14 protein-coding genes are annotated in these 16,738 nt (G+C 63.7%); 6 read left to right on the top strand and 8 right to left on the bottom strand.

The genetic code is table 11. The annotated features are described in order from the left end of the window. Positions 1-15: 15 nt before the first annotated feature. Positions 16-672 (bottom strand): FadR/GntR family transcriptional regulator, encoded by a 657-nt coding sequence (locus PQR08_RS01200; RefSeq protein WP_035500002.1) that lies wholly within the window; start codon positions 670-672, stop codon positions 16-18. 183 nt (positions 673-855) lie between these two features. Between PQR08_RS01200 and PQR08_RS01205 the strand changes: the two genes are divergently transcribed. From PQR08_RS01205 to PQR08_RS01220, 4 genes are read left to right on the top strand one after another with little or no spacing between them, the layout of a single operon-like run. Then, a complete protein-coding gene (locus PQR08_RS01205) occupies positions 856-2,640 on the top strand; it encodes a gamma-glutamyltransferase family protein (RefSeq protein WP_250486807.1) in 1,785 nt (594 codons plus the stop codon). 27 nt (positions 2,641-2,667) lie between these two features. Further along, positions 2,668-4,077 (top strand): MFS transporter, encoded by a 1,410-nt coding sequence (locus PQR08_RS01210; protein ID WP_250486806.1) that lies wholly within the window; start codon positions 2,668-2,670, stop codon positions 4,075-4,077. Positions 4,078-4,100: 23 nt separating this feature from the next. Next, positions 4,101-4,643, top strand: coding sequence for a GAF domain-containing protein (locus PQR08_RS01215; protein ID WP_035499998.1), 543 nt, complete (start codon positions 4,101-4,103; stop codon positions 4,641-4,643). Continuing rightward, positions 4,640-5,953, top strand: a complete 1,314-nt coding sequence (locus tag PQR08_RS01220; protein WP_408160989.1) for an MFS transporter — start codon at positions 4,640-4,642, stop codon at positions 5,951-5,953. The genes PQR08_RS01215 and PQR08_RS01220 overlap by 4 nt, the downstream gene beginning before the upstream one ends. A 23-nt stretch (positions 5,954-5,976) precedes the next feature. Here PQR08_RS01220 and PQR08_RS01225 read toward each other — a convergent pair whose 3' ends face one another. The 7 genes from PQR08_RS01225 to PQR08_RS01255 form a co-directional block, all read right to left on the bottom strand. Continuing rightward, on the bottom strand, positions 5,977-6,720 hold the full coding sequence (locus PQR08_RS01225; protein WP_035499995.1) for an amino acid ABC transporter ATP-binding protein: 744 nt from the start codon (positions 6,718-6,720) through the stop codon (positions 5,977-5,979). Positions 6,721-6,732: 12 nt separating this feature from the next. Then, entirely contained in the window at positions 6,733-7,884 is a 1,152-nt protein-coding gene (locus tag PQR08_RS01230) for an amino acid ABC transporter permease (protein WP_250486804.1), read from the bottom strand. Positions 7,885-7,897: 13 nt separating this feature from the next. After that, the gene (locus PQR08_RS01235) at positions 7,898-8,701 is read right to left on the bottom strand and encodes an ABC transporter substrate-binding protein (protein WP_238286930.1); all 804 of its coding nucleotides are present in this window, start codon (positions 8,699-8,701) and stop codon (positions 7,898-7,900) included. 121 nt (positions 8,702-8,822) lie between these two features. Beyond that, positions 8,823-9,890: a TauD/TfdA family dioxygenase gene (locus PQR08_RS01240; protein ID WP_250486803.1), complete on the bottom strand. Its 1,068-nt coding sequence runs from the start codon at positions 9,888-9,890 to the stop codon at positions 8,823-8,825. 392 nt (positions 9,891-10,282) lie between these two features. After that, positions 10,283-11,632, bottom strand: a complete 1,350-nt coding sequence (locus PQR08_RS01245; protein WP_250486802.1) for an MFS transporter — start codon at positions 11,630-11,632, stop codon at positions 10,283-10,285. Between the two features lie 148 nt (positions 11,633-11,780). Then, on the bottom strand, positions 11,781-13,166 hold the full coding sequence (locus PQR08_RS01250) for an MFS transporter (RefSeq protein WP_238216404.1): 1,386 nt from the start codon (positions 13,164-13,166) through the stop codon (positions 11,781-11,783). Positions 13,167-13,404: 238 nt separating this feature from the next. Further along, the gene (locus PQR08_RS01255; protein ID WP_187603109.1) at positions 13,405-14,496 is read right to left on the bottom strand and encodes a porin; all 1,092 of its coding nucleotides are present in this window, start codon (positions 14,494-14,496) and stop codon (positions 13,405-13,407) included. A 275-nt stretch (positions 14,497-14,771) separates the two neighbouring features. Here PQR08_RS01255 and PQR08_RS01260 point away from each other — a divergent pair, with 275 nt between their 5' ends. Together PQR08_RS01260 and PQR08_RS01265 are read left to right on the top strand one after the other, a co-directional pair. Next, the gene (locus tag PQR08_RS01260) at positions 14,772-15,350 is read left to right on the top strand and encodes a UbiX family flavin prenyltransferase (RefSeq protein WP_238286903.1); all 579 of its coding nucleotides are present in this window, start codon (positions 14,772-14,774) and stop codon (positions 15,348-15,350) included. 186 nt (positions 15,351-15,536) lie between these two features. Further along, complete coding sequence (locus tag PQR08_RS01265) at positions 15,537-16,724, top strand: FAD-dependent monooxygenase (RefSeq protein ID WP_250486801.1); 1,188 nt, start codon at positions 15,537-15,539, stop codon at positions 16,722-16,724. Positions 16,725-16,738: the final 14 nt, after the last annotated feature.

Here is a 16,738-nt window from a genome sequence, read left to right on the forward strand (position 1 = left end):
GGCTGCCAGGCACGCTTATCCTTTTTGCGACGGTATCCGCCATTGCACGTTCAATAGATGGTCGCGCATGCGCGCGGCGGCCGTCGCGCCGTCGCGTTTGATCATCGCCTTCACGACAGCCTGATGCTGCTCCGCAAAATGCCGCCGCGTATCCTGATCGGCGGTTTTTTCGCGTGCGGTGGGCTTCATGCGCATGCCGTTCACCACTTCCATCAGCGCGATGATCGCCGGATTGCGCGTGGCCTGCGCGATCAGCAAATGAAAGCGGTGATCCCACTGCTGCCACTCGTCATCGTCCTTCGCCGTGGCGTTGCGCCGCGCGCATTTCTCCAGTTCCGCGAGATCGTCCGGGCTCGCCTTGCTCGTCGCCAGTTCGACGAACGCCGGTTCGAGCACCAGCCGCATTTCCGCGATATCCGCCGGGCTCGACCCCGCGCGCAGACTGCTTAGCGACGCCGAAAACTTAAGCGGACGCGTGCCCAGATACGTGCCGCGCCCGACGCCGCGCCACACGCGTCCCGCCGCTTCCAGCGATGCCAGCGCCCCGCGCAATTCGCGCCGGCTCAGGCCGAGCGCCTCGGCGAGGCTGCGCTCCGACGGCAACGCGTCGCCGTCCTTCAGATTGTGTTGCGCGACGTAGTCGAGCAGTCTGTCGAGCGTGGGCTTTTCCATGATCTTTTTTGAACCAATGTGCATTGGTTCAGATTAGCAGATTGCCGGCTGAATCACACGGATTGCTTTACTTTTTATGATGATTTACGCTACGTGAAGCGCTTTCCATTTCGCATCACGATACGCGCATCGGCATTGAAAAACCGAACCACTCGACAATGGTTCAATCAACGGACGACAGTAATGAGCTTCACGACACGACCCGAACTGATCGGCACTTTCGGCATGGTGGCGTCGACGCACTGGCTGGCCAGCGCGTCCGCGATGGCGGTCCTCGAAAAAGGCGGCAACGCGTTCGACGCGGCAGCGGCAGCCGGCTTCGTGCTGCAGATCGTCGAGCCGCATCTGAACGGGCCGGGCGGCGAATTGCCCGCCGTGTTCTACAGCGCGAAGGAAGACCGCGTGCGCGTGTTGTGCGGCCAGGGCGTGACGCCCGCCGCCATGACCATCGAGCGCATGAAGGAGCTGGGCCTCACCGTGATGCCCGGCACGGGCCTCTTGCCCGCCGTCGTGCCGGGCGCGTTCGGCGGCTGGATGACCTTGCTGCGCGACTACGGGCAGTTACCGCTGGAAGACGTGCTGAGCTATGCCATCGGCTACGCGGAACATGGCTATCCGGTGCTGCCGCGCATGGCGTCGTCGATCCTCGCGATCCAGGATTTCTTCAAGCGCGAATGGCGCACGTCCGCCGAGCAATGGCTGCGCGACGGCGAAGCGCCGCGACCCAATCATCTGTTCGCGAATTCGGCCATCGCGGAAACCTACAAGCGCATTCTGCGCGAAGCGAACACGCGCGGCGACCGCGCGGAGCAGTGCGAGCGCGCGCGACTTGCGTTCTATCGCGGCTTCGTCGCGGATGCGATCGATCAGTACTTCGTCTCGACCGACGTGCTGGATACGTCGGGCCAGCGTAATCGCGGGCTGCTGGATGCATCCGATCTCGCGCGCTGGGAGGCGACCTACGAAGACGCCGTCTCTTACGAATACGAAGGCTTCATGGTTCACAAGACGGGACCGTGGGGCCAGGGCCCGATGTTCCTGCAGCAACTGGCTTTGCTGAAGGGCTTCGATCTCGCGGGCATGGACCCGCTGGGACCGGACTTCGTCCACACGGTCATCGAATGCGCGAAGCTCGCGTTCGCGGACCGCGACGTCTTCTACGGCGACCCGAACTTCTCCGACGTGCCGATGGACACGCTCCTGAGCGACGCCTACAACGACGCACGCCGCCGGCAAATCGATCCGCGCCGCGCATCGTTCGAATTCCGTCCAGGCAATCTGCTCGACAGCGAGGCGCGCGCCGCGAAAATCCTCGCCAACGCGGGCCGCCAGCAACCGGGCGGCTTCGGTCAGGGCGAACCCACGTTCGCACCGCTGCCCGAGTTGCGCGGCGACACCGTGCATCTCGATGTCGTCGATCGCTGGGGCAACATGGTGTCGGCGACGCCGTCGGGCGGCTGGCTCCAGGCATCGCCCGCGGTGCCCGGACTGGGCTTCAACGTGACCACGCGCGGCCAGATGTTCTGGATGGAAGAAGGACTGCCCTCGTCGCTCGGACCGGGACGCCGTCCGCGCACCACGCTCTCGCCGACGCTTGTCACGCGCGACGGCAAGCCGTATGCCGCGCTCGGCACGCCGGGCGGCGATCAGCAGGATCAATGGTCGCTGCAACTGCTGTTGCGGCACGTGCACTTCGGCCTGAATCTGCAAGCCGCCGTGGATTCGCCTTCGTTCCAGACCGCGCACTTTCCCGGCTCGTTTTATCCGCGCGACATTCAGCTCGGCAAGATGTCGGCGGAAGGCACCTTTCCGCAAGCCACGCTCGACGAACTGCGCGCGCGCGGCCACGAGCTCACGGTCGCCGAACCCTGGTCGCTCGGGCGCGTGTGCGCCGTGGGCATCCGCCACGGCCTGATGCGCGGCGCGGCCACGCCACGCCAGATGCAGGCTTACGCCATCGGGCGTTGACGCAGCATCCATCGGAAAACATCGATCATGTCCGCTGTCGCCGCCCGCCTCGAACGGCTGCCGCTATCCGGCTTTCATCGCAAGCTGCTGATCATCGGCGGAATGGGCTATATGTTCGACGGCCTCGATTCGTCGTCGCTCGCGTTCCTGCTTCCGGTCGTCAGCAAGCTGTGGAACCTGACGAGCGCGCAGACCGGACTCGTCGCGAGCAGCACGTATATCGGCTATTTCTTCGGCGCGTTCCTGTCCGGCGTGCTCGCGGACATCATCGGCCGGCGCCGCATCATGATGAGCGCGCTCGCGATCTATTGCGTCGCGTCGCTCGCGAGCGCCACCGCCAACGACTGGCATACCTTCTTCGCGCTGCGCATCGTCGCGGGCTTCGGTTCGGGCGCCGAAACCGTCGTGATCGCGCCGTTTCTCGCCGAATTCGTGCCGCGCCGCTATCGCGGCATGTTCTGCGGCGCATTGGTCGGCTTCATGTCGTTCGGCTATCTGAGCTCGTCCATTCTCGGCTATACCGTCGTGCGCAATTTCCCGGACGGCTGGCGCTATCTCGCGGTCATCACCGCCCTGCCCGTCGTCATGCTGCTGTGGTGGCGCCGCACGCTGCCCGAATCGCCGCGCTGGATGGAAAGCCAGGGCCGCGTCGCCGAGGCCGGCAGCATCGTCGACGATATCGAGGCATGGTATGCGCAACGCGGCATCGCGCTCGCGCCGCTGTCCGCCGTGGGCGCGATTCCGTCCGCCGCAAAGAGCAGCGGCAGCGCCTGGCAAAACGTGAAGACGCTGTGGTCGAAGCGCCTCGCGGGTACGACCGCCGTCAGCTGGCTGATGTGGTTCGCCGTGGCCTTCGCGTACTACTCGTTCTTCTCGTGGATCCCGAGCCTGCTCGTCAAGGAAGGGCTCACGATCACGAAGAGCTTCGGCTTCTCCATCGCCATCTACGGCGCGCAGATTCCGGGCTATTTCTCGGCGGCGTGGCTCAACGAGAAGATCGGCCGCAAGGGCGTGGTGGCGTCGTACATGACGCTCGGCGGCATCGCGGCGATCATGCTGTCGCTGTCGCATACCGGCGTGCAGATCATGGCGGCGGGCATCTGCCTGTCATTCTTCATGAACGGCGCGTTCGCGGGCGTCTATGCGTACACGCCGGAAATTTTCCCGACCGCCGTGCGCACCACAGGCACCGGATCGTCGTCCTCGTTCGGGCGCATCGGCTCGGTGAGCGCGCCGATTCTCGTCGGCATCGTGTATCCGTCGTTCGGCTTCTTCGGCGTCTTTGCAATGACGACCGCCGTGCTGCTCGCGGGCGCGTGCGTCGTGTTCTTCCTCGGCATCGAGACGCGCAATCGCTCGCTCGAAGACATCGAGATCAACGGCGCGATCGAGGACGATGCGCGCGATCGTCTCGCCTCCACCCATCTGCGCGGCTGAGCGCCTACACCGACAACGACATCATGCGCGACACCGAAGCACACACCACGCGCCCGTTGCAACTGAACGACCTGCAACGGCTCGCACACGCGATGCGCGAGCGAGCCCAGCCCGCGACGCTCTTCGACGCTGTCGCGGCGGTCGCCGCCGAGACCATCGGCTTCCGGCTCTTCACCATCATGGCCTACGATGCGCGCAATCACGAAGTGGAGCGCGTCTTCACCAACATGCCCGAGGTCTATCCGACCGGGGGCCGCAAGAAGAAGCGCGGCACCGCTTGGGCGACGCAAATCCTCCACGATTTGCGGCCGTTTCGCGGCGAGACCGCGCACGACATCCGCCGCGCGTTCGACGATCACATGACGATGGCGAACATGGGCCTCGGCTCGATCCTCAACATCCCGATCGCCTATGACGGCGAATGCATCGGCACGATGAATCTCACGCACGTCGAGCACTGGTACAAGCGCGAGCACGAAGACACGGGCGTGCTGCTCGGCTCGTTTCTCGCGCCCGCGCTGGTCGCCCGCATGCCGCTCTTCGCCGACGAGGAACCGCGCTCATGAATCGCGCTTCTCCCGAAACCGGGCGCTGGCTGATGGTGTTCGCGCTCGGCTATCTCGCGCTGCTCGTCGATGGCGCCGACGTGATGATGTACGGCCTCACGCTCACCCGCATCAAAAGCGAATTCGGCCTCACCAATGTCGAGGCGGGCGCGCTGGGCAGCCTCACGCTCGTCGGGATGGCGGTGGGCGGCATCCTCGGCGGCTGGGCAAGCGATACGCTCGGGCGCGTGCGCGTCGTCGTGTGGGCGCTCGCGCTCTTCTCGCTCGGCGCAGGCCTGCTCGGACTCACGCACACCTTCGCGCAATTCGCGCTCGTGCGCTTCATCAGCTCGCTCGGGATCGGCTGCATGGTGCTCGTGAGCACGCTCGTCGCCGAATATGTTCCGACCGAGCGGCGCTCGCTGATTCTCGGCATGTTGCAGACGGGTGTGTCGGCGGGCTATATCGTCGTGATCTCGCTCGCCAACTGGATTCTGCCGCTCTACGGCTGGCGCATGCTCTTTTACGTCGCGACGATTCCCGTCGTGCTGGCGCTGGCGATTCACTGGTCCGTGCCCGAGCCGCCCGGCTGGCGCGCCAGCGTGGCGAAGCGGCAAGGCGCGCCGCGCGTGCGCCGCCCTTGGCGCGAGAACCGCTATTACCTGATCTTCTCGGATCGCGAGGCACGCAGGATATTCATCCTGTGGGCGCTCGCATCCGTGTTTGCGCTTTCGGGCTTCTACGGGCTGAACAACTGGCTGCCGACCTATCTGGAGAAGGAACTGCACGTGCGCTTCGGCTCGATGGCGGGCTATATGATCGGCACGTACGTCGTCGCGTTCGTGGGCAAGATCGTCGCGGGCTGGGTCGGCGATCTTTGGAGCCGACGCGGCGTGTATGTGCTCGGCTGCATCGGCGCGGCCTTGTTTCTGCCGGTCATCGTGTTTCTTCACACGCGCGAGAACATCGTCTGGCTGATGCTGTTCTTCGGCTTCCTCTACGGCGTGCCGCTCGGAACGATGGGCGCGTTCATGTCCGAGAGCTTCGCCACGCGCATTCGCGGCACGGCTGTCGGCGGTTCGTATAACGTGGGACGCTTCTGCTCCGGCGCGGCGCCGGTCGTGATCGGCTATGTCGCCACGCAATTCACGTTCGGCGTGAGCTTTCTGATGGTCGGCGCGGTGTTCTTCCTGAGCGGCGTCTGCGCGTTCTTCATTCCCGACCGCCTGTACGATACGAGCGCGCAGGAACCGAACGATCCCGGCCTTGCGACGCCCTCGCGCGATGCAAAGGCCAATGAAGCCGCAGCAGAAGCATTGACGCCGCGTTGATGTGATCGCCGGGAAGCCGTCGCCTAGATGCGCTTCGCTTCCCGAATGCTTCTGAGAAACGCGCGGGTTCTGTCGCGCACGGGGTCGCCGAAAATCTGCTCCGGTGGTCCTTCTTCATACACCGCGCCGTCGCACAAAAAACAGACCTTCGACGATACCTCCCGCGCGAAGCCCATTTCGTGTGTGGCGAGCAGCATGGTCATGCCTTCGCTCGCGAGATCGCGCACGATGTTGAGCACTTCCGAGACGAGTTCGGGGTCCAGTGCGGAAGTGATTTCGTCGAGCAGCAGCACCATCGGGTCCATCGCCAGCGCGCGGACGATCGCCACGCGCTGCTGCTGCCCGCCCGAGAGCCGGTCGGGATATTCCTTCGCCTTGTGCGCGAGACCCACGCGCCCGAGCAGCGCCATCGCGCGTTCTTCGGCCTCGGCCCTGGATTGCCTGAGCACGCGGATCGGCGCGAGCGTCACGTTCTCCAGCACGCTCATATGCGGGAACAGGTTATAGCCCTGAAACACGATGCCGATGTCCCGGCGCAATGCATCCACGTCCACGCCGGGGCCGGTGATCGGGTCGCCGTGGACCAGAATCTCGCCGTCGTCGATCAGTTCCAGACCGTTGATACAACGCAGCAGCGTCGATTTGCCCGATCCGGACGGCCCGATCAGGCACACGACTTCATGCTCTTCCACCGTCATCGCGAGACGCTGGATAACCGGTACCTTGCCATACGACTTCGATATGTCACGGATGTCGATGAACGACATGGGCTCGTCTCCTCAGGCTTCGCCGGCACGCATACGTGCCCGGTCGCGTCGCATCATCCGCTCGACGAAGCGCGTCTGCGGGATCGATATCACAATGAACAGCAGCGCCACGGTGCTGACCGCGGACAGGTTGTAGTAGTTCGACGCGATCAGCATGGACTGATTGAACGAATCGATCACGCCGACCACCGACACCAGCGCGGTATCTTTCTGCAGGGAGATGAACGAATTGAGCAGCGGCGGAATGATCTGCCGCACGCCTTGCGGCACGATCACGAATCGCAGGGTCTGGAAGTGCGACAGGCCGAGCGAGCGCGCGGCCGCGCTCTGACTCCAGTGGATGCTCAGAATCCCGGCGCGGTAAATTTCCGCGACGTACGCGCCCACCGTCAACGTCAGCGCGACGATGACGAAGATCGTCAGCGAAAGGTCCTTGAGCACGGGGATGCCGGTCAGCGGAATGCCGAAGCCGACCAGATAGATCACGAGCACCGCGGGCACGGCGCGGAAGATGTCGACATACGCCGTCGCGATCAGACGCACCGGCTTGCCCGCCGCGCCCGGCGCGAACATCGCGAGGGCCACGATCAAGCCCCAGACCAGAACGAGTATCTCCGTGATGACGGCGATCTTGACGTTCATCCAGAAGGCGGCGAGCACCAGCGGAAACGTCTTGATCATCAACGGCACGGCGAAGAACGTCTTCGCCACCGCCTGATGATTGATCAGGAAAAACTGCAGCACGATGACCAGAACCAGTTGCGCCAGCGCATAACCCAGCGCGATGAAGCACTGATCCCTCGTGGCCGAGCGGGCGCCGCGCGCCTTCGCCAGATCGCGGCGCGCGGCGGCATCGCGGATGGCATTGGCGAAACGCAGCGCCCTGACGAGCGGCACGACGATCGCCAGGGAGAGCAACGCCAGCACGACAGCGAGCGCATTGACCGCCGCGCTGTCGAGCTGAGCGGCCAGCAGGGAGCTTCGCATCACGGCAATCGTGTACCAGCTTGCCAGGACGACGGCCACCACCGTCACGATCGACGTGCTCAGCAGGGACGTCGGCACGCACGGCATGCCGCCCGTCTTCAGGCGGCGGCCGTTCGTCACCGGAGCCTGCGCCGGTGACGGCGCCACCTCGCTCGTGTGTCGCGTTGCGTTGCTCATGGTTCACGCTCGCTCAGGGGTTCAGCACGGGCACTTTGGTCGGATCGGTGCCGAGCTCCGGCGTCAGGTACTTGGCGCTCAGCCGTTCGAGCGTGCCGTCCTTCTTGAGACCTTCGATCAACTGGTTGAAAGCCGCGAGATTCGGCGAATCCTTGTTGACCACACCGCCCCACTTCTCGCCCGTATCGAAGCGTCCGACCACCTGCAGTGCGCCATTCGAGTTCTTCGCGCGCAACAGCACGTTCGGCGTGTCGTAGATCACGGCGTCCACCTGTCCGGCTGCCAGCGCGGTGTACATCGACGGAGGATCGTTGAACACCTTGGGCTGCTCCGCGGGCTTGATTTTCTCCATGATGTAATCGTAGGCCGTCGTGCCGCGCTCGACGGCATAACGAAGGCTGCTCAGGTTGCTCTTGTCGACCTTGGTGCCCGCCTTCACGAGCACGCCCTGATCGGAACTGAAGTAAGGCTCGGTGAAGTTGACCACCTTCTTGCGCGCGTCCGTGATGGTGATCTCGCTCAGCGCGATATCGAATCCCTGCGATTGTCCCGTGAGGACCTGCTGAAACGATCGGCTCACCAGGACGACGCGATCGAGACCCGCACGATAAGCCATGTTGGCGGCCATGCAGTACTCGAAGCCATCCTTGATGGTCTCCAGCGAGTCGCCGTTCCACCAGCCGGGCACGCCGAGCACGGGGCGCACCGAGAGCGCGCCGGGAGTGACGGTCGTCAGTTTGACGGAGCCCTTGTCGCCCTTGACTTCGCAATTCCCATAGTCCGTCGCGGCGCTCGCCGCGACAGCGAACGCGCTCATCGCGATGGAAACGATCGCTCGTTGAAGCCGGAGTGCACCTGTTGTTGCGCGAGGCATACTGCTTTGCATCACGTTAGTCTCCTCTTGGTGGAATGAAGCACGCCTTCTACCGGCAACACGCTCAGTTCATGCACGGCGTCGCCGGTTGCGCGATGCCGCCATGAGGCATGCCGCCCGACACATCGCCCCAGAGGATCGCATGATCTTCAGGCAGCGCGCGCGAGTTGGGCACCGAAAGCCAGAGACGCATCAGCATCCTGTCCTGGCCGGTGCTCACGTCGTCCTTGAACGCGGTGCGTCCGTGATAGATGACGTGGTTGTTGAGTAGCTGGATATCGCCGGGCGCGAAGCGCATCTCGAAGCAGTGCTCCTGCGCAAGCTGCAGCAGCAGGCGAATCGCTTCGTGCTCGGCATCGGTCAATTTGCGCACGCCGGGAAGCAGTTGCGCGTTCTCGATGTACGTCAGCGAAAAGTGGCTCGTCAGCTTGCCGTCGCGCACGCCGAACACCGGCAGATCGTAGGCGACGTGTTCGCCGCCCGCTTCCTCGCCGAAGCGGCTTCGCGGAATGGGCCTGCAAAGCAGCGCGTGCAGGTCCGGGCGGCGTCTGAGCATTTCGTTGTAGATCGTCGCGCTGCTCGCGAGCTTGCTCACGCCGCCCTCCGACGCCTGGCGCACACAAAGCAATCCGACGACATCGCAGCGGTCCGTATGGAAACGCAACTCACCCGGCGACAGTGTCCGCGCACCCGACGAAAGAAACTCCTTCCCCGATGCGTCCACCGTCGAGCCATACAGCTTCGCACCGACGCCCGCGCCTTCGTCCCTGATCTCGCGCATCAGCTCGCCGCGGCGATTCTGGAACATCGGCGTGCCGAGATGCCGGCCCAATGCGTACCAGATGCGGCGTAGTTGTTCCGCGTCGTAGCGGCCGACATCGAGGCCACGGATCTTGACCATCCCGGAGCCGTCTTCCAGTTCGGCGCGCACGTCGTCGAAGAACGCAGCGGCGCCCGGCAGCGGGAAGTTATCGCGCGTGATGTCACGCCAGCCGGTATTAGCCGTCCTGGCGACAGCCGCGTCGATCTCGTCGAGCACGGCAGAAGGAATCTGTTTGATCCATCGCTGATTCTCCCGCATTTCGACGCCATTCCACACACACGCACCTTGCAGATATTCGGCGGAAGACATTTGCGCTCCAGTGATTTGGGACCTTGGGCTCGATGCATGCCGCGACGCGCCAGCGAATGCGCGCCTTAGGCAAATTGCACGCTTGTATATACAAGATTTGCAATCTAAACCCGCTCGGGTTTTCCATCAAGAAGATGTGACGGCCATGCGGGCAAACACCTACGCCGGTTTTATCGCGGCGGGTAGCGGTTCGGGATGGAGAAGAGGCGTATCTGGAACGATGCTCGACGGCCGCGCGGAGCGTGCGCGGCCGGTTCTATTCTTGCGAATTCTATGAATCGTCGAGTCTTGTCTAGACAAATTACCCGATCACGCGAGATTGCCAACGAAGAAACGGGCGCCACGCACGACGCCCGAATCAGAGACATTTCCTGACGCGACGATGCCCGCGCTCAGCATGGCTCCGTTGCGATACGTCGCTCGTATCGCCGCACGCCGCCGAGCCACGCCGATAGCAACACGATCAGCACGAACACCGCGGCGAGATTGAAGAACAGTTGCGCGACCGGCAGATGCATCGACAGCAGCACGCCGCCGAGCATCGATCCCGCGACCGAACCAAGCTTGCCGATACCGATCGCCGTGCCGACGCCGGTCGAGCGCAGCGTGGTCGGATACACCATGCCCGACACCGCATAGAGCGCGAACTGGCTGCCGATCACGCACACGCCGCTCGCGAACACGGCCGCGAAGAGCCACGCCGTCGGCATCTGCATGCCGAGCAATGCGGCGATGGGACAACCGGCCAGCGCAAGCAGCAGAATCACGCGCACGCCATAGCGATCCACGCAGCGGCTCAGCGCAAGGGCGCCGACGGTGCCGCCGACCGGAAACATCATCGCCGCCTGAGCCGCGCGGGCGGGCGCGAGCGTGCTCATGCTGAACAGGATCGGCAGCCAGTTCTGCAGGAAGTGCAGCGCGAGCGAATTGAGGATGAAGATCGCCCAGAGCAATGGCGTCACCTTGACGAGGCCATCTTGGAACAGCGCGGCCGGCCGCACGCGCACGCGGGTTTCATCATCCACGACATAGCGCACGCCTTCGCCCTCGGCCGTTGCGCCGAGACGCGCCGCGATGCGTCGAATCCTGCGAACGTCGCGCCCGTTCATGATGAGAAAGCGGATCGATTCGGGCAACAGCGCGAAGGACGCCAGCGCCACCACGACCGCCGCGACGCCGCCCAGCGTGAACAGTACGGGCCAGCCGAAGCGCGGCAGCAGCCACGAGGCGACCGCTCCGCCACCGCCCGCGCCGATCGAGAAACCGGAAAACATCAGCGTGATCCACGTCGCGCGGCGCGCTTTCGGCGCGTACTCGGAAACGAGCGCGACCGTGTTCGGCACGACCCCGCCCATGCCGATGCCCGCGAGAAAGCGCAGCAGCGTGAGTTGCCCGAGCGAGTCCGCATAGCCACACATGAAGGTCAGGATGCCGAACCAGAGCGAGCCGTAGATGATCGTGAGGCGGCGTCCGAAGCGGTCGCCGCTGAAGCCGAGCAAGAGCGAGCCGACGAGCACGCCGAACAGTCCCACGCCGAACACGCGTCCGAAGCCGGCCGCATTCGTGTGCCAGGCATGCATCAGCGCAGGCGCGGCGAAGGCCGCCGCGACCTGATCGTAACCGTCGATCAACACGATCAGGAAGCACCACATGATCAGGAAGAGCGCGAAGCCGCCGAGCTTCTGGCGCTCGATCAGCGCCGAAACGTTGATGGTGGTCTCCGGGGCGGCGACGTTGCTCATCGTCGTGATCCTAAGTGGGCTTCATGTCGCGGCGACATGCCGTCTCGGTGCATCTCTGTCTCCTTTATTTTTGCCGACGCACTTATGTTTCGGTATCCGAACTTATTCACAAAGCGCGGCGTCGATACGACATGCCTCGCTTTGGAAATTACGCGTCCTGCACCAGTGAACCCCGGCCCGTTTCAGCGCCGGCCCCAACGCCCGGCGTTTCGCCGAAGCGCTTGCGGTACAGCAGCGCGAGGATCGTCGAGAACACGGCGGCAATGAGGAACAGCACCGACGCCGCGTAGAAAAGCTGCGTGATCGGCAGATGCATCGAGAGCAGAAGACCGCCGATCACCGGCCCCGACACCGAGCCGATCTTGCCCACCGAAATCGCGCTGCCGACACCGGCCGAACGGAACGAGGTCGGATAGATCATGCCCGCCACGGCATACAAGCCGTACTGCGCGCCCACCACGCAGAAGCCGGTGGCGAAGACAGCGAGCATGAGCCAGCCCTGCGAGGAGCCGTGACCGAGCGCCGCGACGACCGGAAGACCGATGACGGGCAGCGAGATGATCGCCGCGACGCCGTGACGATCGACGAATCGGCACAGCACGAGTCCGCCGATCACGCCGCCGACAGAGAACATCATCGTGATGAGACCCGCGCCGCGCGGATCGATGCCCATGCCTTCCATCAGGATCGGCAGCCAGTTCTGAAGGAAATAGAGCGCCATCGAGTTCGCGATGAACACGATCCACAGCAAGGGCGTGATCGCGGCGAGGCCGTCGGAGAAAATCAGCTTGAGCACGAAGCGCTGCTTTTCGCGCACTTCGCCGGCGACGAACTGCGCATCGGCGGGAATCTTCAGATCGGGACGCAGGCGCGTGATGAGCTTGCGCAGCATCTGCGGATCGCGTTGCCGGATGGCGAGCAGCTTCGCGGATTCGGGCAGCGTGAAGATCAGCAGCAGCGCGACGAGCAAGGAGCCGACGCCGCCGACCGCGAACATGACAGGCCAGCCGAACCGGTGAATCAGCGACGACGACACCAGACCGCCCGAGCCCGCGCCGATCGAGAAGCCCGAAAACATCAGCGTGACCCATGTGGCGCGCAAACGCTTCGGCGCATATTCCGCGACCAGCGCGACCGAGTTCGGCACCACGCCGCCCATGCCGATGCCGGCCAGGAAGCGCAGCAGCATCAGTTCCTGCAGCGAGGTCACCCACACCGAGGCGTAGGTCAGCGCGCCGAAGAAAAGACTGCCGATGATGATCGCCCGCTTGCGGCCGAGCCGGTCTCCCAGGTAGCCGAAGATGAACGAGCCGATCAGCGTGCCGAACAGGCCCGCGCCGAAGACGGGGCCGAATCCGCCGCGCGCGACGTGCCAGTCCTTGATGATGGCGGGCGCCGCGAACGACACGGCCGTCTGGTCGTAGCCGTCCATCAGCATGATCAGGAAACACCAGAAGAGCAGACCGGCGGCGAAGCGTCCCGTCTTCTGCTCTTCTATCAATGTCGCGATGTTGAAAGTCCGGTCTGCTTGCATGTATGTCCCATTTACCTCGTGCCAAGGGACGCACCCGAGGGGCGCGCCCGCTTGCACTGCTGCTGAATGTCTCTCATGACGGCGCCGTGGCCCGAGCCACAATATAAGAGTCGGCCCCGCGCGGCTCAATCAAAAAGAAACGATGATGCGATCGAAATAAGTGATGAATCCGCCTCGCGCGCTCATTCGCACCCCGTTTGCACTATGTTTCACCGCACGATGGCCGCCCTCCGTGTCCTCAGAACATATGGTTGACGCCGATGCGCGCGACCGTCTGGCTGCCGCTCGACGAAGGCTGATAGCCGAACTGCGCGGCGCGCGCGCCGGGACCCGAAGCGCGCTGCAGGCCCACGCCGGCATAGACCTGCGTGCGCTTCGACAGATAATCGGTCAGGAACAGGTTGTACTGGTTGATCGTGAGTCCCTGAAACAGGGAGTGATCCGCGGACAGGCCGAGAACGAAAAAGCCCAGATTGCCGACCAGCTCCGTGTTCACGCCGGCCTGATAGTTGTTGAGCGTGGTCGAGCCCTGCGCGTTCTGGAGCTTCACGCCGGTGTACGTCACGTGCGGCGTGAAGATGCCGAACTTCACCGAGGCACCCGCGGCGAGCGTGCTGTAACGGCTCGCATTGAACATCGTGCCCTGTCTCAACGGCTGGCCGAGCAGCGAGTTGAGGCTGAAGGTGCCGAAGATGTCGGCGGTGCGGTTATGCGACATCGTGTACGCGACGCCGAAATTCACGGTGTCGCTCGAATACTGCGCGCCGACGCTGTACTGGCGTCCCGCGCTGAAGTCGCCTGCCTGATTGCCGAACGCGTTCATCGCGCCGGCCTGGAAGCCGTGGAAGTTGATCGTCTCGTACTTGACGGCGTTGTTCAGCGCATGCGTGTTCGCGAGGCCGTCGAGGTTGCCGGGCGTGTAGTACGACGAGATGCCCGGCACCGAGTTGTTCAGCCGCCCGACGTACTGGTAGATGTAGTCGTTGATGTTGCCGAAGCTCAGCGAGCCCCAGGTATCGTTCGAGAGCCCGACGTAGGCATTGCGGTTGAAGAAGCTCGTCGGGTTGATCTGCGCGCCGGTGTTGGTCAGGAAACCGGATTCCAGCCGCGCGAACGCGGAATTGCCGCCGCCCAGATCCTCCTTGATCAAAAGGCCCCAGCGATCCGGCGTGCGCTTGCCGGACGATTCCTGATACAGACGCTTGCCCTGGGAGTTCGATACGAAATCGACGCCAACATCGACGCTCCCATACAGCGTCACAGACGACTGCGCCCACGCGGGGCCAGCCAGGATCGCGGCGCAACCGCCGACCAGCAGACAAGTTCTCAACCGAAGTCTCCAATGTTTTTATCGTTGGCCGGTCGCTCGTCGGCACCGGCTTCTTGCATCGCGCAGTGCTGCTCTGCCCGATGCGGAACCGAGTTTAACTACTTCAATTCGGCTTTTGAATCACGAGTTATTTATCAATCAATCGAACATCCCGAATACTCGATCAAGGTATTTACTCATCGATTCCAAAAATGCCGATAACCTCATCGACAGATTGAATCGCCGTGCTAACATCCGCGACGTTTAATTCATCACCGATAAAACGGAGAGCACAGATGCATTTCAGCGCAGTACAGCCCAGGCGCATGATCGTGGGCATCAGCGGCGCATCGGGCGTCGTCTACGGTGTCCGCCTGTTGCAATTGCTCAGGCAACTCGAGATCGAATCGCATCTGGTGATGAGCCGCTCCGCGCAGGTCACGCTCGCGCACGAGTCGCCCTACAGCGTCGCCGATGTCCGCGCGCTCGCCACGGTCACGTATCCGAACACGGACATCGGCGCGGCGATTTCGAGCGGCTCGTTCCCCGTGATGGGCATGATCGTCGCGCCCTGCTCGATCCGCACCCTCTCGGAAGTCGCCACGGGCGTGACGAGCGGGCTGCTCACGCGCGCCGCCGACGTCACGCTCAAGGAGCGCCGCCGGCTCGTGCTGATGGTTCGGGAAACGCCGCTGCATCTGGGCCACTTGCGCAGCATGACGAGCGTGACCGAGGCCGGAGCAATCGTCTATCCGCCGGTGCCGGCATTCTACGCGAACCCCGAATCGCTCGACGAAATGGTCGATCACACCATCGGGCGCGTGCTCGATCTCTTCGGCATCGAATCCTCCGTGGTGCATCGCTGGGGCATGTGAGATTCACGCGCGCGCTCTCTCGCATTATCAATTTTCACTGATAACTCGTTCGAATTCTTTTGCTTCTTTAGCGGCTGACGTTCATTTAAAGTGGTTTTGTTTCAGAACGAAACCCCATTTAAAAGATTTATCGATCGAATCATAAATCTTCTCGATAAGAGACAGCGTTAATACGAAAGAGGTCGAATGAAGATCGTCATTGCAGGGGCCGGTATCGGCGGCCTGACGGCGGGAGCCGCATTATTGAAAGCAGGCTTTCACGTCACCATTCTCGAACAGGCCAAGGCCCTCGGGGAAATCGGCGCGGGCGTGCAGCTGAGTCCGAACGCGACGCGCGTGCTTTACGGAATCGGCGTCGGCGAGCGTCTCGAAAGCCTCGCGTGCGAACCGCCCGGCAAGCGCGTGCGTCTCTGGAACACGGGGCAGACCTGGCCGCTCTTCGATCTCGGCGCGGCATCGCGCGAAGTGTACGGCTTCCCCTATCTGACCATGCACCGCGCGGATCTCCACGAAGCGCTCGTCGATGCGGTGCGTGCGTTCAGCCCTGATGCGATCAGGCTCGATCACAAGGTCGAGTCGATCGTTCAGCACGATGACCACGTCGAAGTGCAGACCGTCTCGGGCGCGACGTTCGAAGCGGACCTGCTGATCGGCGCGGACGGCGTGCACTCGCGCGTGCGCCGTGCGCTCTTCGGCGCCGACGAGCCGGTCTATTCGGGCGTGATGGCCTGGCGCGGCGTGATCGACGCCACCAAGCTGCCCGAGCATCTGCGCACGCCCTACGGCACCAACTGGGTCGGGCCGGGCGCACACGTGATCCACTATCCGCTGCGCGGCCACAAGCTCATCAACTTCGTCGGCGCGGTGGAGCGCGATGGCTGGCAGGTCGAGTCGTGGTCGGAGCGCGGCACCATCGACGAATGTCTCGCCGATTTCGACGGCTGGCATGAAGACGTGCGCACGATGATCTCGGCCATCGACATCCCGTACAAGTGGGCGCTCATGATCCGCGAGCCCATGACGCGCTGGACATCGGGCAACGCCACGCTGCTCGGCGACGCCTGTCACCCCACGCTGCCGTTCCTCGCGCAAGGCGCGGGCATGGCGCTCGAAGACGGTTATCTGATCGCGCGCTGCCTCGCGCGCCACGCGAACGATCTGCCGCAGGCGCTCGAACGTTACGAGGCGCTGCGCGTAGAACGCACGGCGCGCATCGTGCGCGGCTCGGCGGCGAACACGCAGCGCTTCCACAACCCTGCTCTCGCGCATGCGGAAGGCGCGGCGGAATACGTCGATCGCGAGTGGAGCGAGGAGCGCGTGAAGGAACGCTACAACTGGCTGTTCGAATACGACGTCGACGCCATAGAAGTCTGAGCGCACAAAGCTCG

Source organism: Caballeronia jiangsuensis, assembly GCF_046030135.1.
Classification (GTDB): domain Bacteria; phylum Pseudomonadota; class Gammaproteobacteria; order Burkholderiales; family Burkholderiaceae; genus Caballeronia; species Caballeronia jiangsuensis.

Bases quoted from the DNA above. Each gene is read 5' to 3' on its own strand.
- PQR08_RS01230 (WP_250486804.1), bottom strand. From the start codon at position 7,884: ATGAGCAACGCAACGCGACACACGAGCGAGGTGGCGCCGTCACCGGCG.
- PQR08_RS01200 (WP_035500002.1), bottom strand. From the start codon at position 672: ATGGAAAAGCCCACGCTCGACAGACTGCTCGACTACGTCGCGCAACAC.
- PQR08_RS01215 (WP_035499998.1), top strand. From the start codon at position 4,101: ATGCGCGACACCGAAGCACACACCACGCGCCCGTTGCAACTGAACGAC.
- PQR08_RS01265 (WP_250486801.1), top strand. From the start codon at position 15,537: ATGAAGATCGTCATTGCAGGGGCCGGTATCGGCGGCCTGACGGCGGGA.
- PQR08_RS01235 (WP_238286930.1), bottom strand. From the start codon at position 8,701: ATGAGCGCGTTCGCTGTCGCGGCGAGCGCCGCGACGGACTATGGGAAT.
- PQR08_RS01225 (WP_035499995.1), bottom strand. From the start codon at position 6,720: ATGTCGTTCATCGACATCCGTGACATATCGAAGTCGTATGGCAAGGTA.
- PQR08_RS01220 (WP_408160989.1), top strand. From the start codon at position 4,640: ATGAATCGCGCTTCTCCCGAAACCGGGCGCTGGCTGATGGTGTTCGCG.
- PQR08_RS01240 (WP_250486803.1), bottom strand. From the start codon at position 9,890: ATGTCTTCCGCCGAATATCTGCAAGGTGCGTGTGTGTGGAATGGCGTC.
- PQR08_RS01210 (WP_250486806.1), top strand. From the start codon at position 2,668: ATGTCCGCTGTCGCCGCCCGCCTCGAACGGCTGCCGCTATCCGGCTTT.
- PQR08_RS01250 (WP_238216404.1), bottom strand. From the start codon at position 13,166: ATGCAAGCAGACCGGACTTTCAACATCGCGACATTGATAGAAGAGCAG.
- PQR08_RS01205 (WP_250486807.1), top strand. From the start codon at position 856: ATGAGCTTCACGACACGACCCGAACTGATCGGCACTTTCGGCATGGTG.
- PQR08_RS01260 (WP_238286903.1), top strand. From the start codon at position 14,772: ATGCATTTCAGCGCAGTACAGCCCAGGCGCATGATCGTGGGCATCAGC.
- PQR08_RS01245 (WP_250486802.1), bottom strand. From the start codon at position 11,632: ATGAGCAACGTCGCCGCCCCGGAGACCACCATCAACGTTTCGGCGCTG.